This window comes from Actinoplanes italicus (genome assembly GCF_003001815.1).
Classification (GTDB): Bacteria; Actinomycetota; Actinomycetes; order Mycobacteriales; family Micromonosporaceae; genus Actinoplanes; species Actinoplanes italicus.
Genome location: NZ_PVMZ01000018.1, coordinates 1 through 24407 on the forward strand (window position 1 = coordinate 1; position 24407 = coordinate 24407).

Annotated in this window: 18 protein-coding genes and 1 pseudogene; 12 read left to right on the forward strand and 7 right to left on the reverse strand. The window is 70.7% G+C overall.

All coding sequences use genetic code 11. From position 1 onward, the window contains the following. Window positions 1–153: 153 nt before the first annotated feature. Window positions 154–1728 carry a glucuronyl esterase domain-containing protein gene (locus tag CLV67_RS34815; protein WP_239166386.1) on the reverse strand — a complete coding sequence of 525 codons (1575 nt, stop codon included), beginning with the start codon at window positions 1726–1728 and terminating at the stop codon, window positions 154–156. A 12-nt stretch (window positions 1729–1740) separates the two neighbouring features. Continuing rightward, window positions 1741–2958 carry a glycosyltransferase family 4 protein gene (locus tag CLV67_RS34820; protein ID WP_106326611.1) on the reverse strand — a complete coding sequence of 406 codons (1218 nt, stop codon included), beginning with the start codon at window positions 2956–2958 and terminating at the stop codon, window positions 1741–1743. A gap of 66 nt (window positions 2959–3024) precedes the next feature. On the opposite strand from CLV67_RS34820, the gene CLV67_RS34825 reads away from it, so the two are divergent. From CLV67_RS34825 to CLV67_RS34840, 4 genes are read left to right on the forward strand one after another with little or no spacing between them, the layout of a single operon-like run. Next, window positions 3025–4542 (forward strand): FAD-dependent oxidoreductase, encoded by a 1518-nt coding sequence (locus tag CLV67_RS34825; RefSeq protein WP_106326186.1) that lies wholly within the window; start codon window positions 3025–3027, stop codon window positions 4540–4542. Next, a complete protein-coding gene (locus tag CLV67_RS34830) occupies window positions 4539–4916 on the forward strand; it encodes a VOC family protein (RefSeq protein ID WP_106326188.1) in 378 nt (125 codons plus the stop codon). The genes CLV67_RS34825 and CLV67_RS34830 overlap by 4 nt, the downstream gene beginning before the upstream one ends. A gap of 11 nt (window positions 4917–4927) precedes the next feature. Beyond that, window positions 4928–5797: a patatin-like phospholipase family protein gene (locus CLV67_RS34835; RefSeq protein WP_106326613.1), complete on the forward strand. Its 870-nt coding sequence runs from the start codon at window positions 4928–4930 to the stop codon at window positions 5795–5797. Window positions 5798–5813: 16 nt separating this feature from the next. Further along, window positions 5814–7280, forward strand: a complete 1467-nt coding sequence (locus CLV67_RS34840; protein WP_106326190.1) for a tetratricopeptide repeat protein — start codon at window positions 5814–5816, stop codon at window positions 7278–7280. Between the two features lie 487 nt (window positions 7281–7767). Here the strand turns inward: CLV67_RS34840 and CLV67_RS34845 are convergent, their stop codons facing one another. Together CLV67_RS34845 and CLV67_RS34850 are read right to left on the reverse strand one after the other, a co-directional pair. After that, on the reverse strand, window positions 7768–8427 hold the full coding sequence (locus CLV67_RS34845; protein ID WP_106326192.1) for a response regulator: 660 nt from the start codon (window positions 8425–8427) through the stop codon (window positions 7768–7770). After that, window positions 8424–9527, reverse strand: coding sequence for a sensor histidine kinase (locus CLV67_RS34850; RefSeq protein ID WP_106326194.1), 1104 nt, complete (start codon window positions 9525–9527; stop codon window positions 8424–8426). The genes CLV67_RS34845 and CLV67_RS34850 overlap by 4 nt, the downstream gene beginning before the upstream one ends. Before the next feature lie 99 nt (window positions 9528–9626). Between CLV67_RS34850 and CLV67_RS34855 the strand changes: the two genes are divergently transcribed. From CLV67_RS34855 to CLV67_RS34870, 5 genes and pseudogenes are all read left to right on the forward strand, one after another. Beyond that, window positions 9627–10616 carry a PaaX family transcriptional regulator gene (locus CLV67_RS34855; protein ID WP_239166385.1) on the forward strand — a complete coding sequence of 330 codons (990 nt, stop codon included), beginning with the start codon at window positions 9627–9629 and terminating at the stop codon, window positions 10614–10616. A gap of 97 nt (window positions 10617–10713) precedes the next feature. Next, window positions 10714–12039, forward strand: a complete 1326-nt coding sequence (locus CLV67_RS34860) for an extracellular catalytic domain type 1 short-chain-length polyhydroxyalkanoate depolymerase (protein WP_106326196.1) — start codon at window positions 10714–10716, stop codon at window positions 12037–12039. A 232-nt stretch (window positions 12040–12271) separates the two neighbouring features. Then, window positions 12272–12601: pseudogene (locus CLV67_RS54410) on the forward strand (MFS transporter); the annotation flags it as partial. 100 nt (window positions 12602–12701) lie between these two features. Then, window positions 12702–13409 carry an MFS transporter gene (locus CLV67_RS54415; protein WP_239166384.1) on the forward strand — a complete coding sequence of 236 codons (708 nt, stop codon included), beginning with the start codon at window positions 12702–12704 and terminating at the stop codon, window positions 13407–13409. 108 nt (window positions 13410–13517) lie between these two features. Next, complete coding sequence (locus CLV67_RS34870; protein ID WP_106326198.1) at window positions 13518–16337, forward strand: S8 family serine peptidase; 2820 nt, start codon at window positions 13518–13520, stop codon at window positions 16335–16337. Window positions 16338–16383: 46 nt separating this feature from the next. Here CLV67_RS34870 and CLV67_RS34875 read toward each other — a convergent pair whose 3' ends face one another. Together CLV67_RS34875 and CLV67_RS34880 are read right to left on the reverse strand one after the other, a co-directional pair. Beyond that, entirely contained in the window at window positions 16384–17148 is a 765-nt protein-coding gene (locus CLV67_RS34875; protein ID WP_106326200.1) for a helix-turn-helix transcriptional regulator, read from the reverse strand. Window positions 17149–17282: 134 nt separating this feature from the next. Further along, a complete protein-coding gene (locus tag CLV67_RS34880; RefSeq protein WP_146169404.1) occupies window positions 17283–17705 on the reverse strand; it encodes a DUF6188 family protein in 423 nt (140 codons plus the stop codon). Between the two features lie 1026 nt (window positions 17706–18731). Here CLV67_RS34880 and CLV67_RS34885 point away from each other — a divergent pair. The 3 genes from CLV67_RS34885 (at window position 18732) to CLV67_RS34895 (ending at window position 21614) form a co-directional block, all read left to right on the forward strand. Then, window positions 18732–19802 (forward strand): NADAR family protein, encoded by a 1071-nt coding sequence (locus CLV67_RS34885; RefSeq protein WP_106326204.1) that lies wholly within the window; start codon window positions 18732–18734, stop codon window positions 19800–19802. 107 nt (window positions 19803–19909) lie between these two features. Then, window positions 19910–20833, forward strand: a complete 924-nt coding sequence (locus CLV67_RS34890; protein WP_106326206.1) for an AEC family transporter — start codon at window positions 19910–19912, stop codon at window positions 20831–20833. Window positions 20834–20969: 136 nt separating this feature from the next. Then, on the forward strand, window positions 20970–21614 hold the full coding sequence (locus CLV67_RS34895) for a DivIVA domain-containing protein (protein WP_106326208.1): 645 nt from the start codon (window positions 20970–20972) through the stop codon (window positions 21612–21614). Between the two features lies 1 nt (window position 21615). Here CLV67_RS34895 and CLV67_RS34900 read toward each other — a convergent pair whose 3' ends face one another. After that, complete coding sequence (locus CLV67_RS34900) at window positions 21616–24390, reverse strand: NACHT domain-containing protein (protein ID WP_106326209.1); 2775 nt, start codon at window positions 24388–24390, stop codon at window positions 21616–21618. Between the last annotated feature and the right edge of the window lie 17 nt (window positions 24391–24407).

Below are 24407 nucleotides of genomic sequence, written 5' to 3' on the forward strand. Positions count from 1 at the left end.
ATCGCTTCTTTCCCACGCTCTCCATGATGCTGGACATCCTCCCGGAGACCCCAGGTCCCCTGATCTTGGATGTCCGTCAAAACGGGGCAGGCCCAGCACGCTTGCGTGGTGACTTGTGCCCGCATACGGACCGCAAGTCACCACGCGCGTGGATCAGGTGGTGCAGGCGACGATGCGGGGGCGGGCTGAGGTGTTGCCGTTCATCATCGTGGTGAAGCCGAATGTGCTGCCACTGCCGTTCGGGCGGACGGTCAGGGTTCCGCCGCTGTTGGTGAAGGCGCCGCTCCAGGTCGTGGTGACCTGCTGAGGAGAGGTGATCGCGACGGTGACCGTCCAGTTGGTGCTGCCCGCGACCGTCACCGAGGTGTTGTAGCGGTCACCCCAGACGGTGCCCGGAGTGATCGTCGCGGTGCAGGAGCCCGCCGGCGGCGGTGAGGACGGCGGCGGTGAGGACGGCGGCGGTGAGGACGGCGGCGGTGAGGACGGCGGCGGTGAAACCGGGCCTCCGGTCAGGCTCGGGGTCAGCCAGCTGCGCCACTGGGCGAGGTCGCCCTGCTTGCGGCTGGAGATCCGGAACGCACCCGTACCGCCGCCGGTCTTGAGAAGGAATCTCTGGATGTTCTGCTGCAGTGGCCCGCGCCATTCGCTGCGTGCCGCGCAGTGAGTGCCGTCGCTGACGTCGGACCAGTACGAGATGTTGCCGCCCGCACCGAGGGCCTTGTAGACCTCGGCGCCGCCGAGCGCGGCCACGCTGCCGGACCGGGCCGCGAGCCAGTCCACGTGCGGGTTCTCCATGATGAACAGTCCCCGAGGGGCGACCAGGCCGACGATCTCGTGAGTGTCGAGCGGGAGGCCGTTCGGGTTGCCGGTGAACGAGCCGAACGCGTCACCGAGCCACGGCTGCTCGCCGTAGGCGCTGCTCAGCGGCTGGGCGCCGGACTCGCCGGGCACCCCGCGCCAGATCGGCACGCCGCCGGTGCCCGACTCGATCGGCATGGTCAGGGCGAGCCGCTGGTCGAACGCGCCGGCGGTGAACGCGCCCTTGCCGTACCGGGAGCAGCCAGTGACGCCGAGCGAGTCGGCGCGCAGCACGGATCCGCCGGACTGTTCGACCACGTCGATGATCCGGCTGACGCCCCAGGCCCAGGCCATCAGGATGCCGGTGCTGCTGGTCGAGCCGTAGAGGGTGTAGAAGGCGCCCTGCTTGTTCGCCCGGCCGGTGCCCTCACGGCCGACCGCGAGCGGGTCGAAACTGATCACCGCGGCACCGGAGTTGCGGATGGTGGTGGTGTCGGCGCCGAAACCACCGATGACGACGACGGCGGGGTACGGCGCGCTGCCGGTGGTCGGAAGTTGCACGCTCGCACCGAAACTCGCGGCGCGGCCCTGGTCGGTGACGTTGACGGTGATGTTCGAGCTGGAGACGGTGCCGCCGACGGTCGCCGGCTTGGCGGGTTTCTGGCCGTAGACGTGGCGTTCGGCCATCTCACGGATCTCGGCGCGGCGGCAGCGCCAGTCACCGGTAGTGGTGATCCGGGTGCCGTCGATGCGGGTGAACGGGTCGGGCAGCTGACTGCTGCTGATGGCGTTGGAGGGGGGTACGGGACAGTCGGCGCCGTCGTCCTCGACGGCGGCGGCCAGGGCGGTGGTGGGGATGGCGAACACCGCCGCGGCGGCGACGAGGACCGCCGCCGCCAGCATGGTGGCTCTTCGGGGGAACGGGTTCACCCGGACATTGAATTACATGGATGAACCGGTCGATGCCCGTACCTCACTGAAACTTTCGCCATTCTGCAGAAGTTTCAAGCGGGTGAACAGATCGTTCCACCGCCCGGCGACGACCGGCATCGCATAGTCGGCGGCCGTGACCCGCGCGGCCGCGCCGAGCGACGCCCTCTCGCCGGCGTTCCCCATCAGCCGGGACAGCCCGGCGGCCAGGCCCGGCACGTCCTCGGCCGGCACCAGCAGCCCGTTGACCCCGTCGTCGACCACGTCGGCCGGGCCGGTGGGGCAGTCGAACGACACCACCGGCAGACCGGCGCCCATCGCCTCGAGCAGCACCATGGGCAGGCCCTCCTTGCGGGAGGAGAGCACGAACACCGACGCCTTCGCGAACTCGCCGTCCAGGTCACGGGTGACGCCGCGCAGCTTCACCACGTCGCCGAGGTTCCGTTCGGCGATCATGCCGGACAGCTTGTCACGCCATTTGCCCGCCCCGAAGATGTGCAGCTGCCAGTCCGGATGCACCTCACGGACGCCCACCCAGGCCTGGACGAGCAGGTCGAAGCCCTTCTGGCGGCCCAGCCGGCCGGCCGCGACGACGACCTTGCCGCGCTCGGCGGCCGGCGTGGGCGGCCGGACCGGAATGCCGTTCGGGATCCGCTCGAGCGGCACCGAGTCACCGAGGGCGGCCCGGTAGGAGGCCAGGTCGGCGTGGGTCAGGACGGTGACGGCGTCCAGGCGGGGGTAGGCGCGGACGATCCGGTCCTGCAGGCGCTGCCGGTAGCTGCCGAAGTTCATGTGGTCCTGGCCGATCCGGATCACCCGGCGCGGCGCGAACCAGGCCGACAGCAGGTTCAGCGCGGGCCGCGTGGTGATCAGCACGCCGTCACGCTGGGAACGCATGTAGCGGATCAGTTTGAGGTCGACCATCGGGTCCCAGCGGCTGTACCGGAAGTCCCGGCCGTGCGGCAGCGGGTTCGGCAGTCTTCGCGTCTTCCGCAACAGGCGGCGGCGGGCGTCCGGGCCGCTCGTCCATCGTGAACCGTCGTGCCGTAACTCTGTCACCGAGACGAGTCGTACGCGTGGATCGAGCGGAAAGGACGGCTCCTCCGCCGTCCGGTACACGCTGGCGATCTCGACGTCGTGGGTCTCGCACAACGCGTTGGCCTGATTGAAGACCGTACGGATGGTTCCACCGATCCCGTACGCGTTGTGAAGTAGGTACCTGATGTTCACGCGCACAACCTAGATAACTATGTCAATCGCCGGATTGAGCGACGATTGTCGGGGTAGCCGAGAGCCATGAGCGAGCACATCGAGGAATCGTTCTGGATGGACTCGACCCCGGCGACGTCCTATCCACGACTGGCCGGCGACACGGAGACCGACGTGGTCGTCGTCGGCGGGGGCATCGCGGGCCTGTCAGCCGCGTTCGAGCTGGCAGAGGCCGGTCTGCAGGTCGTACTCCTCGAGGCGGACCGGATCGCCGCCGGAGTCACCGGCTACACCACGGCGAAGCTCTCGGCCCTGCACACCCTCATCTACAGCGGCATCCGCAAGACCCACGGCGCGGACCACGCGCGCTGGTACGCCCGGTCGCAGCAGCAGGCCGTCGACCGGGTCGCCGAGCTGGTGTCCGAGCTGGACATCGACTGCGATCTGGAACGGGTGCCGGCGTTCACCTGGACGGAGTCACCGGAGCGGGTGGACCTGATCCGCGCCGAGGCCGACGCCGCCACCGAGGCGGGACTGGCCGCGTCGTTCGTGACCGAGACCGGCCTGCCGTTCGGAGTGGCCGGCGCCGTCCGGGTGGAGGACCAGGCCCAGTTCCACCCCCGCAAGTACCTGCTCGCGCTGGCCGAGGCGTTCCTCCGGCTCGGCGGCACGATCTGGGAGCGGACCCGCGTCACCGGCCTGAGCGACGGAGAGCCCTGCACGGTGACCACCGAGAACGGGCACACCGTCACCGCCGAACAGGTGGTGATCGCCACCCACTATCCGATCTTCGACCGCGCGCTGCTGTTCGCACGGCTGGAGCCGCGACGGGAGCTGGTGGTGGCGGCGCCCGTGCCGGCGCACCACGACCCGGGCGGCGTCTTCATAACCCCGGAGGACGACACCAGGTCGGTACGGACGGCGCCGTACCACGACGGGCAGCGCCTGCTGATCGTGACCGGCGAACACTTCACGCCCGGCGCCGGGGACGTGACCGAGCGCTGGGACCGGCTCGCCGAATGGACCCGTGACCGGTTCGGCGTCGGCGACATCGCCTACCGCTGGGCCGCCCAGGACAACACCAGCACCGACCAGGTGCCGTTCGTCGGCAGACTCCACCCGGGCGCCCGCAACACCTACGTCGCCACCGGGTTCGGCGGCTGGGGCATGAGCACCGGCGTGATGGCCGGGCAGCTGCTGGCCGCGTCGATCACCGGCGCCGCCCCGGAGTGGGCCGGCCTCTACGACCCGCGCCGGCTGCACCCGCTGCGCGAGGCGGTGTCGATGCTGAAACTCGGGGCCGGGGTGGCCGGTCACTTCGTCGGAGACCGGCTGCGCCCGTCGCACGTCGACGGGATCGACGACGTCGATGCGGGTACCGGAGCGATCGTCCGGGTACGAGGCAAGCAGTGCGCGGTCTACCGCGACGACGCCGGCACGGTGCACGCCGTGTCGGCCCGGTGCACCCACCTGGGTTGCATCGTCCGCTTCAACGACGCCGAGACAGCCTGGGAGTGTCCGTGCCACGGTTCGCGGTTCGACATCGACGGAGGGGTGCTGCAGGGCCCCGCCAATCAGCCCCTGTCACGAGAGGATGTGTCGTGACCAGCCGATTCGCGCAGTGGACGGTGGACGTGCACGACGTGCGGCGGCAGGCCGAGTTCTGGTCCGCGGCGCTCGGTTACGAGATCGACTACGGCGACGACGGTGACGCCCACCTGTGGCCGCCGGACGGCGGTCTCAGCGTGTGGCTGCAGCCGACGGACGTGCCGAAGAACGGCAAGAACCGCGACCATCCCGACCTGGTCGCCGCCGACGGCGACGTGGCCCGTGAGGTGGACCGGCTGCTGGCGCTGGGCGCGACCCGTACCGATGTGGGCCAGACTGGCGACGAGGGGTTCACCGTGCTCGCCGATCCGGAGGGCAACGAGTTCTGCGTGCTGCACCGGCGTCTTCCCCCGGCGGCCCCGTCTCGATAACGTGCGTGTTCGTGAAAAAGACTCTCGTCCTCGGTGGTGGCGGCATCACCGGCATCGCCTGGCATCTGGGTGTGCTCTGCGGTCTCCAGCGGGCCGGTGTGCCGCTCGGTGACGCGGACACGGTGATCGGCACGTCGGCCGGATCGGTCGTCGGCACGATCGTGACCGCCGGTGCCGACCTGGAGGCCGCGGTGGCTCTGCAAGAACGGGAGGTCTCCCCGAGCCGCTCCTCCCCCGGCGGCTCCTCCCCCGGTGGCTCCTCTCGCGGCAGCTCCTCTCGCGGCGGTGGCAACGGCGAGTGGCTGACCGCCATGGCGGTGCTGGCCGACCCATCGGTCCCGGCGCTGGAGGCTCGCGTGCGGGTCGGTGCCATGGCGCTGGCCGCCGGCCTCGACGAGCAGGCGTACCTGGCCCAGATGGAGGCGGTGCTGCCCGTACGAGAATGGCCGGACCGCGACCTGCGGATCACAGTGGTCGACACCGCCGACGGCCGCGACCTGGTGCTGGACGCCGCGTCCGGGGTGCCGCTGCTGCAGGCGGTGGCCGCCAGCTGCGCCGTGCCCGGCCTGATGCCGCCGGTCTCCATCGGCGACCGGCGTTACATGGACGGCGGCGTGCGCCTGGGTGCGGGCGCCGACCTGGCCGCCGGCGCCGAGCGGCTGGTGGTGATCGCCCCGCTCGCCGTGCTCGGCCGGGACCGGATCGTCGCCGAGATCGCCGCGTCCGGCGCCCCGAGCACGCTGCTGATCGAGCCGGACCCCGAGGCGCTGGCCGCCTTCGGCCAGAACGTCATGGATCCGAGCAGCCGCCCCGCGGCCGTACGGGCCGGTCTGCGCCAGGGAACCGTGCTCGCCGACACGGTCCGAGCGGTCTGGATCTAGGGCATAGAATCCGCCCGTGACGACTACCCCTCCCGCGGCCGACCTGGCCTTCTCCCTGCTGCGCGAGGGCCGTTTCGGCGACGCCGAGAACCTGATGGCCCGCGAGGTGCGGGCCGTCGCCGAACGGCACGGGCCGGGCAGTCCGGAGTGGGCCTCGGCCCAGTGCGACCTAGGCAACGTGCTGCTCAACGCCGACCAGCTGGACCGTGCGATCGAGTGCTTCCGGCAGGCCGCCGCGGTCGCGCCGCGTGACCACGAATCGCACAAGGACCAGCTGACGTACCGGCTCAACGTCGGTATGGCGATGCGGATGGCCGGACGGCTCGAGGAGGCCGAGCAGCAGCTGCGCCAGGGTGCGCAGGAGAGGCTGGCGTTCTACGGCCGCGAGCACGCCGGATACGCGTTCGGGCTCGAGCCGCTGGCGTCGCTGCTGCTGGAGCGCGGCGACGTGGCCGGGGCGCGGCAGGTCGTCGAGGAGGCGGTCGCCAACTTCTGGAACAACGGCCACGAGCGGGTGGCCTCCGCACTGGCACTGCGGGCGGCCGTGGTGCAGGCCGGCGGTACCGGTGAGCCGCTCTTCGTGGGCCTGGATCAGCTGCCCGACCACGTCGTCGAGCAGATCGGCCAGGTCATCGCCGGGGTGCCGGTCGAGGACGGCGCGGCCCGCAAGGCACTGTTCACCACCCTGGTCGCGGTCCTGGAGCAGCGGCTCGGCCCCGACCATCAGGGCACGATCAACGCGCTGTCCGCCCTGGCAAACCTGGGCCGCGACATCGGCGACGAAGCCGGGCGGGTGGACGCGATCGAGCGGGTGCTGGCCTCCTACGACCGGCAGGGCCGCACCGAGGAGGCGCTGATGGCGGCGCTGGGCCTGGCGATGGCGCAGGACGACGCCGGAGACACCGAGGGTTCGCTGCGCACCTACGCCTCGGCGTACGAGCGGTCGCGCGGCATCGGCCGCCCCGAGGTGATCAGCCAGGTGCTGCGCAACTGGGGCCTGGCGCTGAAGGAGGCCGGGCGTCTCGAGGAGGCCGAGCAGAGGCTGGCCGAGGCCCTGGAGCAGGCACGCCGCGGCGCCGACCACGACACGGTCGGCCGGGCGGGCGTGGCGCTCGGACTGTTCCTGCAGCATGAGGGCCGCCTCGACGAGGCGCGGAAGATCCTCGGGGAGGGTCTGGCCGTCATCGACCCGGTGCACCCGGACGCACTGGTCGGGCGCAGCCATCTGGGCGCGGTGCTCGATGGGCGCACCTGCGGCTGCGGCGACATGCCGTCCACGATCGCCGCGGCGTTCCGCGAGTTCGTCATCACCCGCCTGCCGGCCGACCTGCTCGACCACCTGGACGTCGACATCGTCGACGGCGACTTCAAGATCGACGTGCATCTGCGGCGCGAGCCGACCGAGGCCGAGATCGGGCGGCTCAACGAGGTGTTCGCGACCGCCCAGGCCGAGTTCCGCCACCGCATCACCGACCGCCGCTGAACCACCCACCTTCCTCGCCTCTCCTCGCCCTCCTCGCCTTCCTCGCCTTCCTCGCCTTCCTCGCAGATCTTGTGAGGTTTAGCCCCGACAGCGACCCGAACCTCACAAGATCGCCGCCAGTGGCGGGCGAACAGCGGCCAAGCCAGCAGACCTTGTGAGGTTTCACCCCCACAGCGACCCGAACCTCACAAGATCGCCGCCAGTGGCGGGCGAACAGCGGCCAAGCCAGCAGACCTTGTGAGGTTTCACCCCCACAGCGACCCGAACCTCACAAGATCGCCGCCAGTGGCGGGCGAACAGCGGCCAAGCCAGCAGACCTTGTGAGGTTTCACCCCCACAGCGACCCGAACCTCACAAGATCGCCGCCAGTGGCGAGCGGACGGGCCGCCGCGCGGGCCGGCGAACGAGCGGGCGAGCGGGCGAGCCAGCCGGCGAGCGGGCGGGCGGGCGAGCCAGCCGGCGAGCCGGCGGCGCAACCTCACCAGGTCTACCGGGAGGGCGTGACGAGGCCGGATTCGTAAGCGAAGACCACCAGCTGGGCGCGGTCGCGTGCCCGCAGTTTGGTCATGGCACGGTTGACGTGGGTCTTAGCGGTCAGCGGGCTGATCACCATGGTGGCCGCGATCTCATTGTTGGACAGGCCCTTCGCGGCCAGGGCGACGGCCTCGCGCTCCCGGTTGGTCAGCTCCTCGGCGTACGCGTCGGCGCGCGGCCCGGGGCGCTCGGACACGTACCGGCTGATCAGCATCCGGGTGATCGAGGGGGCGAGCAGCGCGTCCCCGCGGTCCGCGACCCGCACGGCGTGCAGCAGGTCGTCGGGCGTGATGTCCTTGACCAGGAACCCGGCCGCGCCGGCGCGCAGCGCGTCGAAGACGTACTCGTCGAGGCCGTAGTTGGTGAGGATGACGACCCGGACCGCCGCGAGCTCCGGGTCGGCCGCTATCCGCCGGGTCGTCTCGATGCCGTCCATGACCGGCATCTGGATGTCGACGAGAGCCAGATCGGGCCGGTGGCGCCGGGCCAGTTCCAGCCCGTCGCGGCCGTTGCCGGCCTCGGCCACCACCTCGATGTCGTCCTCGGCGTCGAGCAGCGCCCGGAACCCGCTGCGCAGCAGGGGCTGGTCGTCGATGAGCAGGACCCGGATCATGCGATGCGCTCCAGCGGCAGTTCGGCCTGGACGGTGAACCCGCCCTCGGTACGGGGTCCGGCGAGCAGCCGGCCGCCGAGGGCGGTGACCCGTTCCCGCATGCCCGAGAGGCCGACGCCGGGCACCGGTGTCGTCCCGGGACGGGCGGTGCCGTCGTCGTCGACCCGGATGGCCAGCGTGTCCGGCCGGTAGTCGATGCGGACCGTGGCGGTGGAGGCCGCGCCGTGGCGGGCGGTGTTGGTCAGTGACTCCTGCACGATCCGGTACGCCGTGCGGGCCACCGCGTCGGGCACCTCGTGGCGTTCGCCCTCGATGGTGAGCTCGGTACGCAGCCCGATGCCCTCCGCCCCGGCGAGCAGTTCCGGCAGGTGATCGAGCCCCCGCGACGGGGTGTCGGCGCTGTCGCGCAGCGTGTCCAGGGTGGCCCGCAGCTCACGGGTCGCGGCCCGGCCCGCCTCCCGGATCGCCAGCAGCGACTCCGGGACCTCCTCGCCGCGCTTGCGGGCCAGGTGCACGGCAACCTCGGCCTGCACCTTGACGATCGAGATCTGGTGGGTGAGCGAGTCGTGCAGCTCGCGGGCGATGTGCAGCCGCTCCTCGGTGGCGCGGAGCCGGGCGGTCTCCTCGCGGGTGCGTTCGGCCTCGTCGGCGCGGCGCTCGGCCTGCCGCAGCGCCTCACCGGCGGCGCAGGCGGCGACCAGCCAGGCGATCTGCAGCACGCCGCGCGACTCGGCGAGCGCCTCCTTTGCGGCCGGGCCCGCCGGCGACGCCATGATCGCCAGCGGGAGGGCGATCAGCACGGTCACCGCGGCCACCACGGTGGGCAGCCGGCGGCCGGCCCGGAAGCCGGCGTACGCGGCACACAGGAACGCCAGGGCGGGCACCGCAAGACCGAGCAGGTTGTACGCGAGCACGCTCAGCCCGGTGACGGCGAGGGTCACGACCGGGGCGCGGCGGGCCGCGGCCAGTGCCAGTCCGCTGGTCAGCACCAGTGCGTATCCGAGCGGTTCGAGCCGTGCGGCGGGGTGCTCGGTGGCCAGGGCGGTCGCCAGCAGGGTGCCGGCCACGCCGACCGCGGCTATCCGGTTTCCCGCTCGCATAGGCGCACTTTAGCCCAGGTCAGCGCCGTCCCGGACTACCGCAGTCGCAGTACTGCGACCGCGGTAGCGACCCGTGGTGATCGTCTAAAGTGCGTAGTCGTGCCTGCCTCCGAACAGAACGTGCCGGCGGTCGACCCCTTCGACATCGGCGAGATCTTCCCGGACACCGGCGGCGGATCGGTTCTGCCCCGCAGGCAGGCGGGCAGCTCGCCGCAGGGACTGGCGGTCACGCTGGTGGCCGACTACACCCTCGGCACCCGCGCCTGGTTGCCGTCCGCGGCGATCGTGGCGCTGCTCGGCGAGGCGGGTGTGAGCAGCGCCGGCGCCCGGACCGCGGTGAGCCGCCTGGCCAACCGCGGGGTTCTCGAGGGCGCCCGGCACGGGCGGCACAGCTCGTATCGGCTGACCTCCCCCGCCGCCGCCCATCTGTCGGTCGGCGGGGGGCGGATCGCGGCGTTCGCGGCGTCCGCCGACACCTGGGACGGCTCCTGGACGCTGGTGGCCTTCTCCCTGCCGAAGGATCAGGGCACCCGGCGGCGTGCGCTGCGGGGGCAGCTGCGGTGGCTGGGGTACGCGCCGTTGTACGACGGGCTGTGGGTGTCCCCGCATTCGCCCGGGCCCCGGGCCGCGGCCGAGCTCGCCGCGGCGGATCTCGGCGCGATGACCGTGTTCCGCGCCCGTCATGTCGAGGCCGGCGCCGCGGCGGGCCGTGACCCCATCGAGGCGTGGGACCTCGTAGCCATCGCCGGGCAGTACGAGGCCTTCGTGCGGGCCTGGGAGCCGGTGCTGCCGAGGATCCGCTCCGGGGGCGTCCGCGGTGTCGAGGCGGTGCAGGCGCGTACCGGGGTGATGGACACCTACCGCCGTTTCCCCGTCGTCGATCCGTTGCTGCCCACCCGCCTGCTGCCGCCGGACTGGCCGCGCAGCCGCGCCCGTGAGGTCTTCGCCGCCGTGTACGACGGGCTGGCCGAACCTGCCCAGGAGCACGTCCGCGAGGTCGTCGCCCGGTTCACGGACGGCCCGCCGCGTGACATCCGGGCTCGCACGGTCGCGGAGCTGAGTGCGGCAGCATCCACTTACGTCGATTGACACTTCAGTGACCCAGGGGGAGAGTAACTGACGCACGATAGGCGTACCGCCTGTCCCCGCGGGCCGTGCGCCATCCCCCACCTGAAGGAGTCCGGCCATGAGAATCCGACGCCTGTTACTGCTCGCGGCAGCCGCCTCACTGGCGGCCGCGGGCCTCGCCGTCCCGGCCCTGCAGCCCGCCTACGCGGCCTCACTCGTCGAGGTCACCAGCTTCGGCACGAACCCCGGCGGCATGCGCATGCACGTCTACGTGCCGGACGCCCGCCCGGCCAACCCCGCCATCGTCGTGGCCATGCACGGATGCGGCGGATCGGGGCCGGGCTTCTACCAGCAGAGCGAGTTCGCCCGCCTCGCCGACCGGTACGGCTACGTCGTGATCTATCCGAGCGCGCAGCAGGAAGCCGGTTTCGGGAAGTGCTTCGACACCTGGTCGGACGCCGCCAAGCGCCGCGGCGGCGGCAGCGATCCGGTGTCCATCGTCTCCATGGTCACCTACGCCCAGCGGCAGTACGGCGGTGACCCGAACCGGGTGTACGCCACCGGCAGCTCCTCCGGCGGCATGATGACCCAGCACATGCTGGCCGTCTACCCGGACGTGTTCAAGGCCGGCGCGTCCTTCATGGGTGTGCCGTTCAACTGCTTCGCCAACGCCGCCGACTATCCGCCGGGCGGCCGGTGCACCAACGGCAGCATGGACCGGACCCCGCAGCAGTGGGGTGACGCGGTGCGCCAGGCGTATCCCGGCTACACCGGCCCGCGCCCCCGGGTCCAGCTGTGGCACGGCACCAGCGACACTCTCGTGCCGTACTCCCTGCTCCGCGAGTCCGTCGAGCAGTGGACGAACGTCTTCGGCCTCGGTCAGACGCCGACGTCGACCGACACCCCGCAGCAGGGCTGGAACCGCAGCCGGTACGCCGACTCCTCCGGCACCGTCCAGGTCGAGGCGTACAGCATTCAGGGGGCCGGCCACAGCCTGCCGTCCAGCGGCATGGCCGCGTACGCCCTCGAGTTCTTCGGTCTGACCTCCGGCGGGCCCTCCAGCCCCCCGCCGAGCAGCGGTCCTCCCCCTAGCAGCCCTCCCCCGAGCAGCCCTCCCCCGGCCAACACCGCATGCCGGGTGACCGGCACCGTCAGCGCGTGGAACACCGGCCTCACCGAGAGCCTCACGGTCACCAACACCGGCAACACCGCCGTCAACGGCTGGTCGCTGAGTTTCACCCTGCCCGCAGGCCAGAGGATCACGTCGGGGTGGAACGCCACCTACTCCCCGGCCACCGGACAGGTCACGGCGAAGAACCTCTCCTACAACGCCGCGATCGCCCCCGGCGCCTCGGTCGGCATCGGTTTCCAGGCGACCCACACCGGCGACACCGCGAAACCCCTGTCGTTCACCCTCAACGGCGCGCCCTGCTCCACGGCCTGACCGGGCTCCGGCTCGGTCCTCCACGACCGCGCCGCGCAGTCGCAGGTGGTCCAGGTCTGGCGCGAACAGGTCGAGCACGGCCTGCCGGACCGCCGCCTGCGACGTGCGACGGTTCCGGAACCGGGAAATCCCCTGGAGGGACAGCCCGGGCACGGGAGAAGATCAAGTAATGTGGTCAGCGGCCTTCACTCGTTACTTCATCGCCCGCGCGGTGTCCGTTTTCGGCGATGCGATGCTCACCGTGGCGGCGGCCCTGTCGATCGGTGAGGTCTACGGGGCGACCGGCGTCGGCTTCGTGCTGGCCGCGTGGATGGTGCCGTTCCTCGGGTTCATCCTCTTCGGCGGCGTGTTGTCGGACCGCATCGGGGCCCGGCCGCTGATGCTCGGCGCCGACCTGGTCCGGCTGGCCGCGCAGGCGGTCGTGGCGGTCGCGTTCTTCACCGGCACCCCGTCGATGACCCTGCTGATCGCCTGCTCGGCGGTCAGCGGGGCGGCCGCCGCGATGTTCCAGCCCGGCGTCAACGGCCTGGTCCCGCTGGTCAGCGACGATCCACAGAAGGCCAACGCCACCATCCGTACGGCGGTCGCGCTCGCCGAACTGCTCGGCCCCGCCACGGCGGGGCCTGCTGTTCGCGTTCTTCGGCGCCGGGCCGGTCTACGCGGTGGACGCCGCCACGTTCGCGATCAGTGCGTTCTGCCTGGCCGGACTGCGCCTCGGAAAGCTGCCGAAGCCCACGGCGCCGTCCACGATGGTGCGCGACCTGATCGACGGCTGGCACGAGTTCCGGTCGCAGCAGTGGATCTGGAGCGTGATCCTGGTCTGGGTCTTCTACGGGATCTTCCTGTTCGGCCCGCTCATCCCACTCGGGGCGGTGCTGGTCAGCGGTGATCTGGGCGCTTCGGCGTACGGCTGGATGCAGACCGCGCTCGGCGCCGGCACCCTGTGCGGCGGGGTGGCGGCACTACGGCTGCGGCCGCGACGGCCCCTGGCCGCGGGCGCGGTGGCGATGTTCGGGTTCGTGCTGCTGCCGCTGGCGATCGCGATGCACGCCACGCTCCCGCTACTGCTCGCCGCGGCCTGGGCGAACGGCCTGGTCTGGGCGTTCTGGTCGATCATGTGGCAGACCAGCGTGCAGACCCGGGTGCCGCCGCGAATGCTCAACCGCATGACGTCGTACGAGGTGCTCGGCTCCACCGGAAGTCTGCCGATCGGCCAGGCGCTGGCCGGGCCGGTGGCCGGTGTGGTCGGCGCGGAGCGGGTGCTCGGCACCTCGGTGGTGGTCGGCGTGCTGGGTTGCGCCGTGCTGCTGATCGTCCCGGCGGTCCGCAACCTGCGCCGGGTCGAGGAACACACTCCTGTAACAGATTGAGGCTGTCCTATATCGACTATCGCCGATAGAGTCCCTCAGCAGAGATCTGAATAGATCAATGGGGGGCTGGAATTGAACATCTTCAGTCAAGGTAACCTCCGCCGATCGGTGACCGTCTTAGCGGCCGGAGCCACCGTCATCGCACTCGCGGCCCCGGGCGCCGCCACCGCGGCACCGGACGATCCCGTCACCAAGGCCTACGATCAGATCGCCGCGCTCCAGGCGATCAAGAAATCGCTCACCGAGACCGAGCGCAAACTCGACAGCCGGCTCGCCATCGAGCTGCGCAAACGCTCGGACAAGGCGACCACGAACGCACTGCCCGCGCTCAGCACCGGCGTCGCGGTCAGCAAGTCCGGCACCACCGAGGTCGAGATCCGCGCCGAGAAGGTCGGCAACGACCTGCTCGCCCGGTTGCGCGGCGCCGGCGCCGGGATCCGTTTCCCGTCGCCGTCCACCGGAACCGTCGTGGTCGAGGCACCGCTCACCGCCCTGCCGACGATCGCCGGCTGGAAGGACGTCACCTCGGTCGGTCTCAAGCACGGCGCGATCACCGGCCGCCAGACCGACCCGAACGCCAAGCCGGCCACCGAGTCGAAGGCCGAGAAGACCACCCGGATCGAGACCGCTCTGCGCACCGCCAAGGCCGCCGCGCCGAAGGCGACCGCGTCCAGGAGCGCCATCGCCGTCGACCAGGGTTCGCTCGTCTCCGAGGGCGACCGCACCCACGCCGCCGACACCGCCCGCACCCGCTACAAGGTGACCGGCACCGGTGTGAAGATCTGCGCCCTGTCCGACGGCGTGGACTCGCTCGCCGACTCCCAGGCCAGCGGCGACCTGCCCGCAGACCTCGACGTCCTGCCCGGCCAGGAGGGCGACGGCGACGAGGGCACCGCCATGCTGGAGATCATCCACGACCTGGCGCCCAACGCGAAGCTCGGCTTCGCGACCGCGTTCACCAGCGAGGCCAGCTTCGCCGAGAACATCCGGGCGCTGCGCTTCGACGCCGGCTGCGACATCATCGTCGACGACATCCTGTACTTCCACGAGAGCCCGTTCCAGGACGGTGCCATCGCGCAGTCGGTCAACGCCGTGACCGCCGACGGCGCCTACTACTTCAGCTCGGCCGGCAACGAGGGCAACACCATCGACGGCACCTCCGGCAACTGGGAGGGCGACTTCGTCGACTCCGGCCGGGGTATCGGCAAGATCGCCGGTGACGCCCACGACTTCGACCCCGGCCCGGGTGTGCAGGAGCTCAACCCGCTGTCACCGGGCAGCGCGGGTCAGATCGTGACGCTGTGGTGGGCCGACGCCCTGCTCTCCTCGGCCAACGACTACGACCTCTACGCGATCAACTCGCTCGGCAACGTCACCCAGTTCTCGCAGGACGTGCAGGACGGCGACGACGACCCGTGGGAGATCCTGCAGCTCGGCGCCGGGAGCGGCCAGAAACTCGCCGTCGTCAAGTTCACCGGCGCCGACCGCTACCTGCAGCTGTCCGCGCTCCGCGGCCGCTTCGTCGACTCGGCCGACGGGCTGCTCAAGGGCTTCTCCACCCCGGGCGTGACCCGCGGGCACAGCGCGGCCGTGAACGCGTTCTCGGTCGCCGCCGCTCCCGCCAACGCGCCGCTGCCGTTCGATCTCGAGGACGGCGACCCGGCGAACCCGACCGGCCCGTACCCGAACGTCTTCACCAGGCAGAGCCTGCCGGAACGGTTCACCTCCGACGGGCCGCGGCGGGTGTTCTACAACGCCGACGGCACGCCGATCACGCCTGGGAACTTCACTGCGACGGGCGGGACGGTACGGAAGACGCCGCAGATCACCGCGGCCGACGGCACGGTGACCACCGTTCCCGGGTTCGAGACGTTCTACGGCACGTCGGCCGCCGCCCCGCACGCCGCCGCGATCGCCGCGCTGGCGCTGTCGGGTAACCCCGGCCTGTCCAACGACGAGATCCGGGCGGCGCTCACCGGTACCGCGCTGGACCTCACGCCGGCCGGGTTCGACAACCGCACCGGTTTCGGCGTGATCCGCGCCGACCTGCTGCTGCGCAACACCGGCGCCACCCCGCAACCGCTGGTGCAGGCCGGGACACCGACCATCACCCCGACGACCGGGGACGGGGACGCCTATCTGGAACCCGGCGAGCAGGCGACGGTCACCCTTCCGGCGGTCAACGTCGGCGACGGTACGGCCACCGGCGTCAGCGTGGTGGTCGACACCGACAACCCGCTCGCTACGGTCACACCGCGCTCCCGCTCGTACGGCAACATCGCCGCGGGTGCGTCGAAGACCAGGGACTACACCCTGAAACTGGCGGCCGGGTACCCGCTCGGACGCCCCGTCACCCTCAAGGTCCGGGCCACGTTCGCCGGCACCCTGTCGCCCACCGACAACAACGTCTCCGTCGCTACGGGACAACCTTCGGCTACGGTACGGGACTTCGCGTACACCGGCGCGGCCGTGCCGATCCCGGACAACGACCCGACCGGCGTCTCGGCCACCGTGGACGTCAGCGGCGTCGGGTTCGCGTCGTCGCTGACGTTCTCCATCGACGGCACGGCCTGCAACACCACGACGGGCTCGACGACCGTGGGCATCGACCACACGTTCGTCGGTGACCTGGTCGGCACGCTCACCGCACCGGACGGGCGCAGCGCCACGCTGTTCTCCCGCACCGGCGGTGGCGGCAACAACCTGTGCCAGGTCGTGTTCGACGACACCGCCGCGACACCGTTCGCGTCGGCCCTGTCGACGAACGCGCCGTTCACCGGCACGTGGAAGCCGAACTCGGCGCTCGGCGGGCTGCGTCAGTCGTCGGCCGACGGCACGTGGACCCTGCACGTCGCCGACCGGGTGGGTACCGACACCGGTTCCATCCGGGCGTTCTCGCTGCACCTGACCGGGTACGAGCCGGCCTGAGAATCACCGGCCGGGCGCGTCGTGGCGCGCCCGGCCGGGCAGGCCGTCACCCCAGTTCCCGGAGCCGTCCGGCGGACGGTGAGCCCGGCTCCGCGGTGCCGATCACCAGCGTCTTGCCCGGGTCGCCGGGCAGAGCCAGCGTCTCGCAGTACAGCGTCACGTGACCGGCGGCCGGATGCCGGTACTCCAGCACCGTCCCAGCCTCGTCCGCGACCGGATGGCCGGCCCAGATCCGGGCGAAGTCGTCGCTCTTCACGCACAGGTCACGGATCAGCGCCGCCAGCTCCGGATCGCCGGGATCGACACTCGCCGCGACCCGCAGCCGGGCCGCCGCGGACACGGCCTCCTGCTCCCAGTTGATCAGCAGATCCTTGGTCGCCGGCTCCAGGAACATCAGCCGGGCCAGGTTGACCTGCTCACCGGGAATCAGGCCGAGCAGCGCGTGACCGAGCCGGTTGGCGGCCAGCAGATCCCCGTACCGCCCGATCAGCAGCACCGACTGCCCCGTGTTGCCCTCGACCAGCAGCCGTAGCGAGTCCCGCACTGGCTCCTGCTCGTCGACCATCCGCTGCTCCGCGGTCCGTGGCCGGGCCAGGCGCAGCAGGTGCAGGCGATCGGGCTCGTCGAGTTCCAGCGCGCGGGCGATGCTGTCCAGCACCGCGTCGGCGAAGTAGTCGACCTCACCCCGCTCGATGCGTGTGTAGTAGTCCAGGCTGAAACCCGCGGAACGGGCCACGTCCTCGAGGCGCAGACCCTCGGGCCGGCGCGAGCGCAGAAAGGCGCCGAGTTCGGCATTCCGCAGACCGGGCATCCCCACAGCATGTCGCGTCCGCCGCCCCGGCGCCCTCCCCCGTATCGGCCATCCTTGCCCGGCGGGCCGCTTTCGCGCAGGCAGACCGCTTTCGCGCAAGCGGCCCGCCTTTGCTCAGACGAGCCGCCTTTCGCTCAGACGGCGCCACCCCAGACCGCGATCTCGCCGTGCGCCAGGCAGACGATCAAGTATCCGTCGGGGCCTGTGACCGCCCACGACTCGGCATCCGCGTCGGCGTCCACCAGCAACCGCGCACCACTGCTGAAGCCGATCTCCAGCTCACCGGTCTCGCGTGTCACCGCCGACCGGACCACGTCACTGAGCAGCGTGGCCACCACGTCCGACGGATCGTCGCCCGGCTCCACATCGGCGCGTCCCGCCGGGCCGTCGAGGTGCGCGACCGCCTCGATCAGCACCTGGCAGCCGCCGGTGAAACCCAGCACGACCGCGTGACCCAGCCACACGTACTCCAGCTTGCGCCCGACCAGTAGATCGAGCGTCCTCCCCTGCCGCGGACGCCTGGCGGCGCCGTTGTCGGCGACCATGACCGGCACCATGAACACCTCGTTCGGCTCGTGTTTGCCCTGATGGCAGGACCGTAGCCAACACTTTCCTAACAGGGCCTTAAAGAATCGAGCCACTTGGCTTCCTTCTCCCAGCCGTGTCGCACCGCTGCCTCCCGCGCCCCGAGACAGAAGCACGACACAGCCAGTCCAACCTGGCTACGCCAGACCGCTGCCGCCCACCCCAAGACAGAAGCACGACACAGCCAGTCCAACCTGGCTACGCCAGACCGCTGCCTCCCACCCCAAAACAGCAGCACGACACAGCCAGTCCAACCTGGCTACGCCAGACCGCTGCCTCCCACCCCAAAACAGAAGCACGACACAGCCAGTCCAACCTGGCTACGCCAGACCGCTGCCTCCCACCCCAAAACAGCAGCACGACACAGCCAGTCCAACCTGGCTACGCCAGACCGCTGCCTCCCACCCCAAAACAGCAGCACGACACAGCCGGTCGGCGGAACCTGGAGAGTTTTCGGGATCGGGGCCTGAGGCGGGGCCGCGAGCTGTGGCCGAGCCATCTCATCGGCAGCAGGCTCGCCTGCCTGGGCTCGGAGGAGCGCGGCCTGATCCGGCACCCGGGAGAGCGGATTCGTGGGGCCGGTGCTGCGGCGGTGGGGTCACACTTAGCTGCCGCGCGCGACCCTGCCGTCGTGATGGCGACGGTGGGCGTCCACGGCCCTGCAGTGTGGGACCTCACCGTTGTTGCCTGCGACGTCGGGAGCACACGCGAAGCCCGGCGTGTGCCCCACGGCTTGCGAGCGGCTGCGGCAGCACACAGAACCGCACGTCGTGATCGTTCGGTGGCCCAGGGTTGCGCGGGCCGCGGGCGGAGGGGACCCACGGGTAGCGGGGACCCACGGGTGGTGCAGCGAGTGGTGAAGCGACGCGGTCTGGGGCGCCGTCGTCAGACCCAGCGCGACGAACCGATGGCCGGCGACGAGCCGGCGACCCGGTGACAAGCCGATGGCCGGCGACGAGCCGGCGACCCGGATCTCGGAGGATCTCTAGACTTCGCCGGTGATCAAGCAGCGCAGGACCTACCGTGTCGTCGACGGTGAGCGGATCGAGGGCACCTGGCGGCCGGTGTTCATCCGCAACGGGGCGTACCACCTCACCGAGCTGTACATCTTCGCCGACGGAATGATCAACTGCTGGGAGTGGGTGGATCTCGGCGGGCTCCGGCGGAAACTCGCGGACGGCTGGGTCGCGCTCGATCTCGAGGAAGGTGCCGAGGCGTCGGCCCACGACATCGGGACCTGGCGTTTCGCCGATCCGTGGTCCGGGTCGGACGCCGAGTCTTTCCTGGCTGAGGTCGCCGACGAGATCGATGTGCTGAACAACCGGCCGGACTCCACCGGCCGCTGCCATCAGGCCCTCGACCGGTTCCTCGCGAGCGGCACCGAGGACGACAGGCGGGCACTGCGCGCGGCGTATCTCGCGATTCCGGAGACGGTGCGGCTCTACGCACTCGGTGACATGGATGCCAAGGACCGGCCGCTCCGCCTGATCTGCACGCCGGTCGGCGGGACGACCACCTACCGTGAGGTCGTCACGGAGGCGGACCACGCCGAGGCCGAACAGTATTTCGCCGAACGCGACCGGTGGCGGAGGAAGCAGGAGGAGGCCCGGGCCGCCGACGGTCCGCAGGATCCTCGCGACCCGACGGTCATCCTGGATTCGTATGCACTGCGGCCGTCCGTGACGCCCGGCGTCGAGGCGCTGCGCAATGAGTACCCGGTGCCGGTCGATCTGGGCGGACTGACGTTCCCGACGGCGACGCACGCCTACTGGGCGCTGTCGACCGTCGACGTGGAGGCCCGCGAGGCGATCCGCGACGCGAAGGGCGCCGCCGAGGCGACCGCCGGGCGGGCACCGATCCGTCCGGGCTGGGCGCAGCTCCGGGACGCGGTGATGCACACGGTTCTGCGGGCCAAGTTCGGCCAGAATCCGGACCTGGCCGAGATCCTTGTCGGTACGGGTGACGCGCGCATCGAGTATCACGGCTTCTCCCGCTACTGGGACGGCCGGCTCGGGCGGCTGCTCGAACTCGTCCGGTCGGAGATCGCCGCGGAACGCTCCGGGTTCTGAGGGTCAGGTCGTCGCCGCCGTGCCGGGGCGCGGGCGGCATGACCGGCCTCTGCCAGACCGGTCACAGTCGCTGCTGCGGCGGGGCGCGGGCGGGCATGATCGGCTGAATGGCGGGGGTGCTCAGCGGTTTCACGACGGTCTGGGCGATCGCGGCCCTGGGCTATCTGCTGGCCCGCGGGCGGATCCTGGGTGAGCACGCTCCGCGGGTGCTGGGGCGGCTGGCGTTCGCGGTGGCCACTCCGGCGCTGCTGTTCGTCACGCTCAGCCGTACGAGCCTCGATCGGATCCTGACCGGCTCGCTGCTGGCGTTCGTCACCTCGACGGTGCTCGTCGGGGCGGTGTACGCGCTGGTCGCCCGGCTGGTCTGGAAACGCAGCGCCGGCGCGACGACGATCGGGACGCTGGCGGCGTCGTACGTCAACGCGGGCAACATGGGCCTCGCGGTGGCGGCGTACGTGCTCGGGGACGTGTCGCTGGTCGTACCCGTGCTCGTCTTTCAGGTTCTGCTCGCCGCTCCCGTGGCGCTGACCGTTCTTGATCTGGCGGGCGGGCAGGGCCGGCCGTCGCTGCGGCGGCTGGCGCTGCTGCCCGCCCGGAACCCGCTGATGATCGCCTCGGCGGCCGGGTTCGCCGTCGCGGCGTCCGGCTGGACTCCCCCAGCCCTGCTGATGGAACCGTTCGAGCTGGTCGGGGCGGCAGCAGTGCCGGCGGCGCTGCTGGCGTTCGGGATGTCGCTGCCCGGCGCGCGTCCGCTGCGGCCTGGCCCGGAAGCGCCGGATCGCTACCTCGCGGTGGTTCTCAAGATCATTGTTCAGCCGCTCCTGGCGTACCTGATCGGGCGTTTTCTGATCGGCCTTTCCGGGCCCGCCCTGTTCGCCGCCGTCGTGACGTCGTCGCTGCCGACCGCGCAGAACGTGTTCGTGTTCGCGTTGCGCTACCGCGAGTCCGAGACGCTGGCCCGCGACGTCGTGATGCTGTCCACGGTCGCCTCCGCGGCGGCGATGCTCACAGCGGCGGTCTTCCTGACCTGATCCAGCCGATCTTCGCTGGTACAAGCCGGGAGACGACTATTCGGCGTGTTGCGTAAAAGAGTCGTCACGACGGTGGTGAGACGGCTACGGAACGGCGTAACGTGTGCGACTCGCGACGGCATTCTTAGGGAGCAGCATGCCGCTCACCCCCGCTGACGTTCACAACGTTTCGTTCACCAAGCCCGCCCTCGGCCGGGGCGGCTACGGCGAGGAGGAGGTCGACGCGTTCCTGGACGAGGTGGAACGCGAACTCGGCCGTCTGATGGCCGAGAACGACGCCCTCAAGAACCACATCGGCCCCGGCGACGACCACGACGAACTGCGGGAGCTGACCGCCCGGCTGCGGATGCTGGAGGACGCCCGCGACCGCGCCGAGCAGCACGCCCGCGAGGTGGCCGCCGAACTGGAACGGGCCCGCCACAGCGACCCGTCACCGCCCGGCGGCGACGACCGCCACCTGCGGGTGCTGGCGATGGCGCAGCGCACCGCCGACGGCCATCTCGAGGACGCCCGCCAGGAGGCCGAGCAGATCCTGGTGACCGCCGAGGAGCAGGCCGATCAGGTGGCCGCCGAGGCCCGGGCGAAGGCCGCCGACATCGAGGGCGCGGCCCGCCGACGCCACGCCGAGGCGATGGAGGGCCTGTCCGACCGGCGCGCACAGCTGCTGGAGGAGGTCGAACAGCTCGGCGGTCTGGCCATGCACTACCGCAGTGCCCTGGGCCAGCACGTCGCCAACCAGCTCGACCGCACCGACAACGCCCCGCGCCTGTCCGACCGCTGACTCACCGATTCCGCCGCACCGGCGAGCCCTCGCCGTTGACCCACCGGGTGACGAGTTCGTGCGCCTCCGGCAGGAGTTTCCAGGCCGCAACCTGAGCAAGGGCGTCCGCTCGGCCCTCGCCGGTCGTTCGCGCGGTAAGAAGGTTCTTCAGAGCGTCCGGAAATTCATTGCCGCCGGTCTCCTGAAGGAAGACCAGGAGGAGCAGCAACGCGGAGGATCGTTGCGTCGCGTCGAACTCGTCCACCTTGCTCATGTCGACGCTGTCGGCGATAAGGTCACCCTCCTGTGCCAGATCCCACGCTGTGTCGTTGTCGTCCTCGGACAACTCGATCCACGGCCACGGGCTGGCGGCGAGGGCGGGATAGACCGTTCTGAGGTATTGCGCGTCTGCCGGGGTTGCCCGTTCGTTGGAAACGCATTTCTCCAGTACCCGCACCACGCTGGAGACGTCGGTGTTGTGCCCGAGATTGGCTTGCCGGTACAGGATGCCCGGCCCGTTCGTGCGGATGTCGTGAGGTGATGGCCTGCGAAGACGCTCTTCCCATCGCCGCACATCCTCCACAGCGAGGAGGCCCGGTTGGCGGATGAGGTGGTCACCCACCGACTTCGATTCTCTCGGCCAGGGCCTGTCGACGAGAAGAATGCCGCCGATCAACCCGCCGGCGTCGGCGCTGCCGGGCGCGCGCAGCGCCTCCAGAATCGCCGCGCTGAGCCGGGTGAGGTTCTCGGGCAATTCGGCTTGTAGCAAATGCAGGAAGGGGCCGTCGTCGTTCTGTCCGGTGAAGGCAGCCGCCGTCCAGGTGTACCTGAATCGCTGATCCACCGGTGTCTCCACGGCCAGGCGGACGCATTCGGCGGCGAGGCGGCGAAGGACACTCGACCGGAGCGCGACCTGTCCCGCCACTTCCGCTGCGAAACTCAAATAGCGAACCTCGTCGCCCGACGACACGGCGGCGTCGAGAAGCAACTCCAGAAATCCGCTGGCACCGCCGTGGGCGTCTCGCTCCAGGCGGTGCACCGCGAGGTGCGCGACGTTGTTCCAGGAGGTGTCGGGGATCCGGCCGCCGAGTCGCTGCCACACACTCTCGGGGCTGGGGCCGAGCCGGACCAGGTGGACGGCGGTGAAGTACTCCAGGAACGTCCGGTGGGTGAATCCGTAGACGCGCTGACCGTCACGCGTTCCCATCTCGGTGAGCAGCCAGGCCCGGCCGGCGCAATAGTCCAGGAACTCGGCCGCGGCAACGGCAGCCTCCGTCCAGTCGTCGAACCGCTCCTCGAGCATGTATTCGATGAGAAGGTCAGCGACCTTGTCCCGGCTGAGCACCTTCTGCGCTGACGAGTCGGTGAACATCCGCCAGGCGAGCCAGGCCACAGCGGGCCGGAGATGAGTACCGAAACGCATCGGTACCGACATTCCCCGGCCTTGGTCCCAGCGCTCGAAGAGCAGTTCAGCGCAGTTCTCGTAGATCTGTGCCCGGTTTGCCGGAATGTAGTGCTTCGACTCGTACAGCGAGCACAGCAGAGACAGAAGGAGCGGATTACTGCGCAGATCCTGGATGCGCGAACTCTCGGCAAGAAACGACTCGGCCAGCCCGCCATCCTGTTCGAGGGTGAACCAGCGCTCGGCGTAGTCGGCGACCTGGTCATCGGTGAACCGCGCGATGCGGATGTCGGGGAACAGCGTGTGGTCGAAGGAGGCCTCGTCATAGCCGACGACTCGCGAGGTCACCACGATCCCGACCAGCGGGTACTGGTGGGCGAACGCCTCCAAGAGCTCGGCGAGCCGCCGCCGGGCCTCGGCGTCTCCCAGCTCGTCGACCCCGTCGACGATCACGACGGCGCTGCCGCTGAGCAGCAGGTACTCGATGGCGTCGGCGGGTGGCGTGACGTTGTAGGGCGCCTTGGCCACGTCCTCCAGCAGCGCGGTGAACGGCCGGTGGCTGGTACGCAGCGCTTCGGCGTGTTCGCGGACGACGACCAGGAACGGCACCCTGCCGGACAGCCCGTCGAGAGCGTCGTCGGCGAGGTCGTGGGCGAGCTTCGCCGCGAACGTCGACTTGCCCGCACCGGGGTCGCCGAGAACGACGACCCGCTGGTACTGGCCGAGCGCGTCCGCCGACGACCGGTTGTCGTCCTTGCCCGGGAACCGGAACGTCGGGTCGACGTGCAGGTCGGCGTATTCGACACCCGCACGACGCCCCAGATGGGACAGCCTCATCTTCGACCGCGTGGCCGCGACCTGCGCCCGCAGCAGCCGGCTGAACCGGTCGACGGCCCGCAGATCGGGCAGCCGTTCGAGCAGTTCATGCCGGCGGGCGGTGGCCGCCGCCAGATCGGCGACGATCCCCACAGCGAATCCGCTGTCGATGTTCTTGTGCTCGCGGATCGCGGCCTCGGAAGCCACCGTGAGCAGGTGCACGACAAGATCGGTGCCGGTGAGCAGGCGGTCCTCGGGCAGGTCTTCGAGACGGACACGCAGGCTCAGCCGGGCGGAGTGCCGGATGTCGGCGAGGTCGTCCTCGGAACGGCCGGCCAGATGCCAGACCGTGGTCTGCAGCGCCAGATGCTCGAACTGCGGCGACTCGACGAAAGTCAGGAACGCGCTGCTCTGGGCGGGCGTCAGGGATGTGAGAAACGCCTCCAGAGGTGCGCGGTCGAGCAGTGACTCCGCCCTCTTCAGGAGCGCCTTCCGGCGTACCCGGTCGATGGCGATCTTTCCGATGTAGGCCGCCGCCCGGCCGCCTGCCCGGGCCACAGTGGATTCGATCGCCGCCATGCGGCGACGCTAGCGAA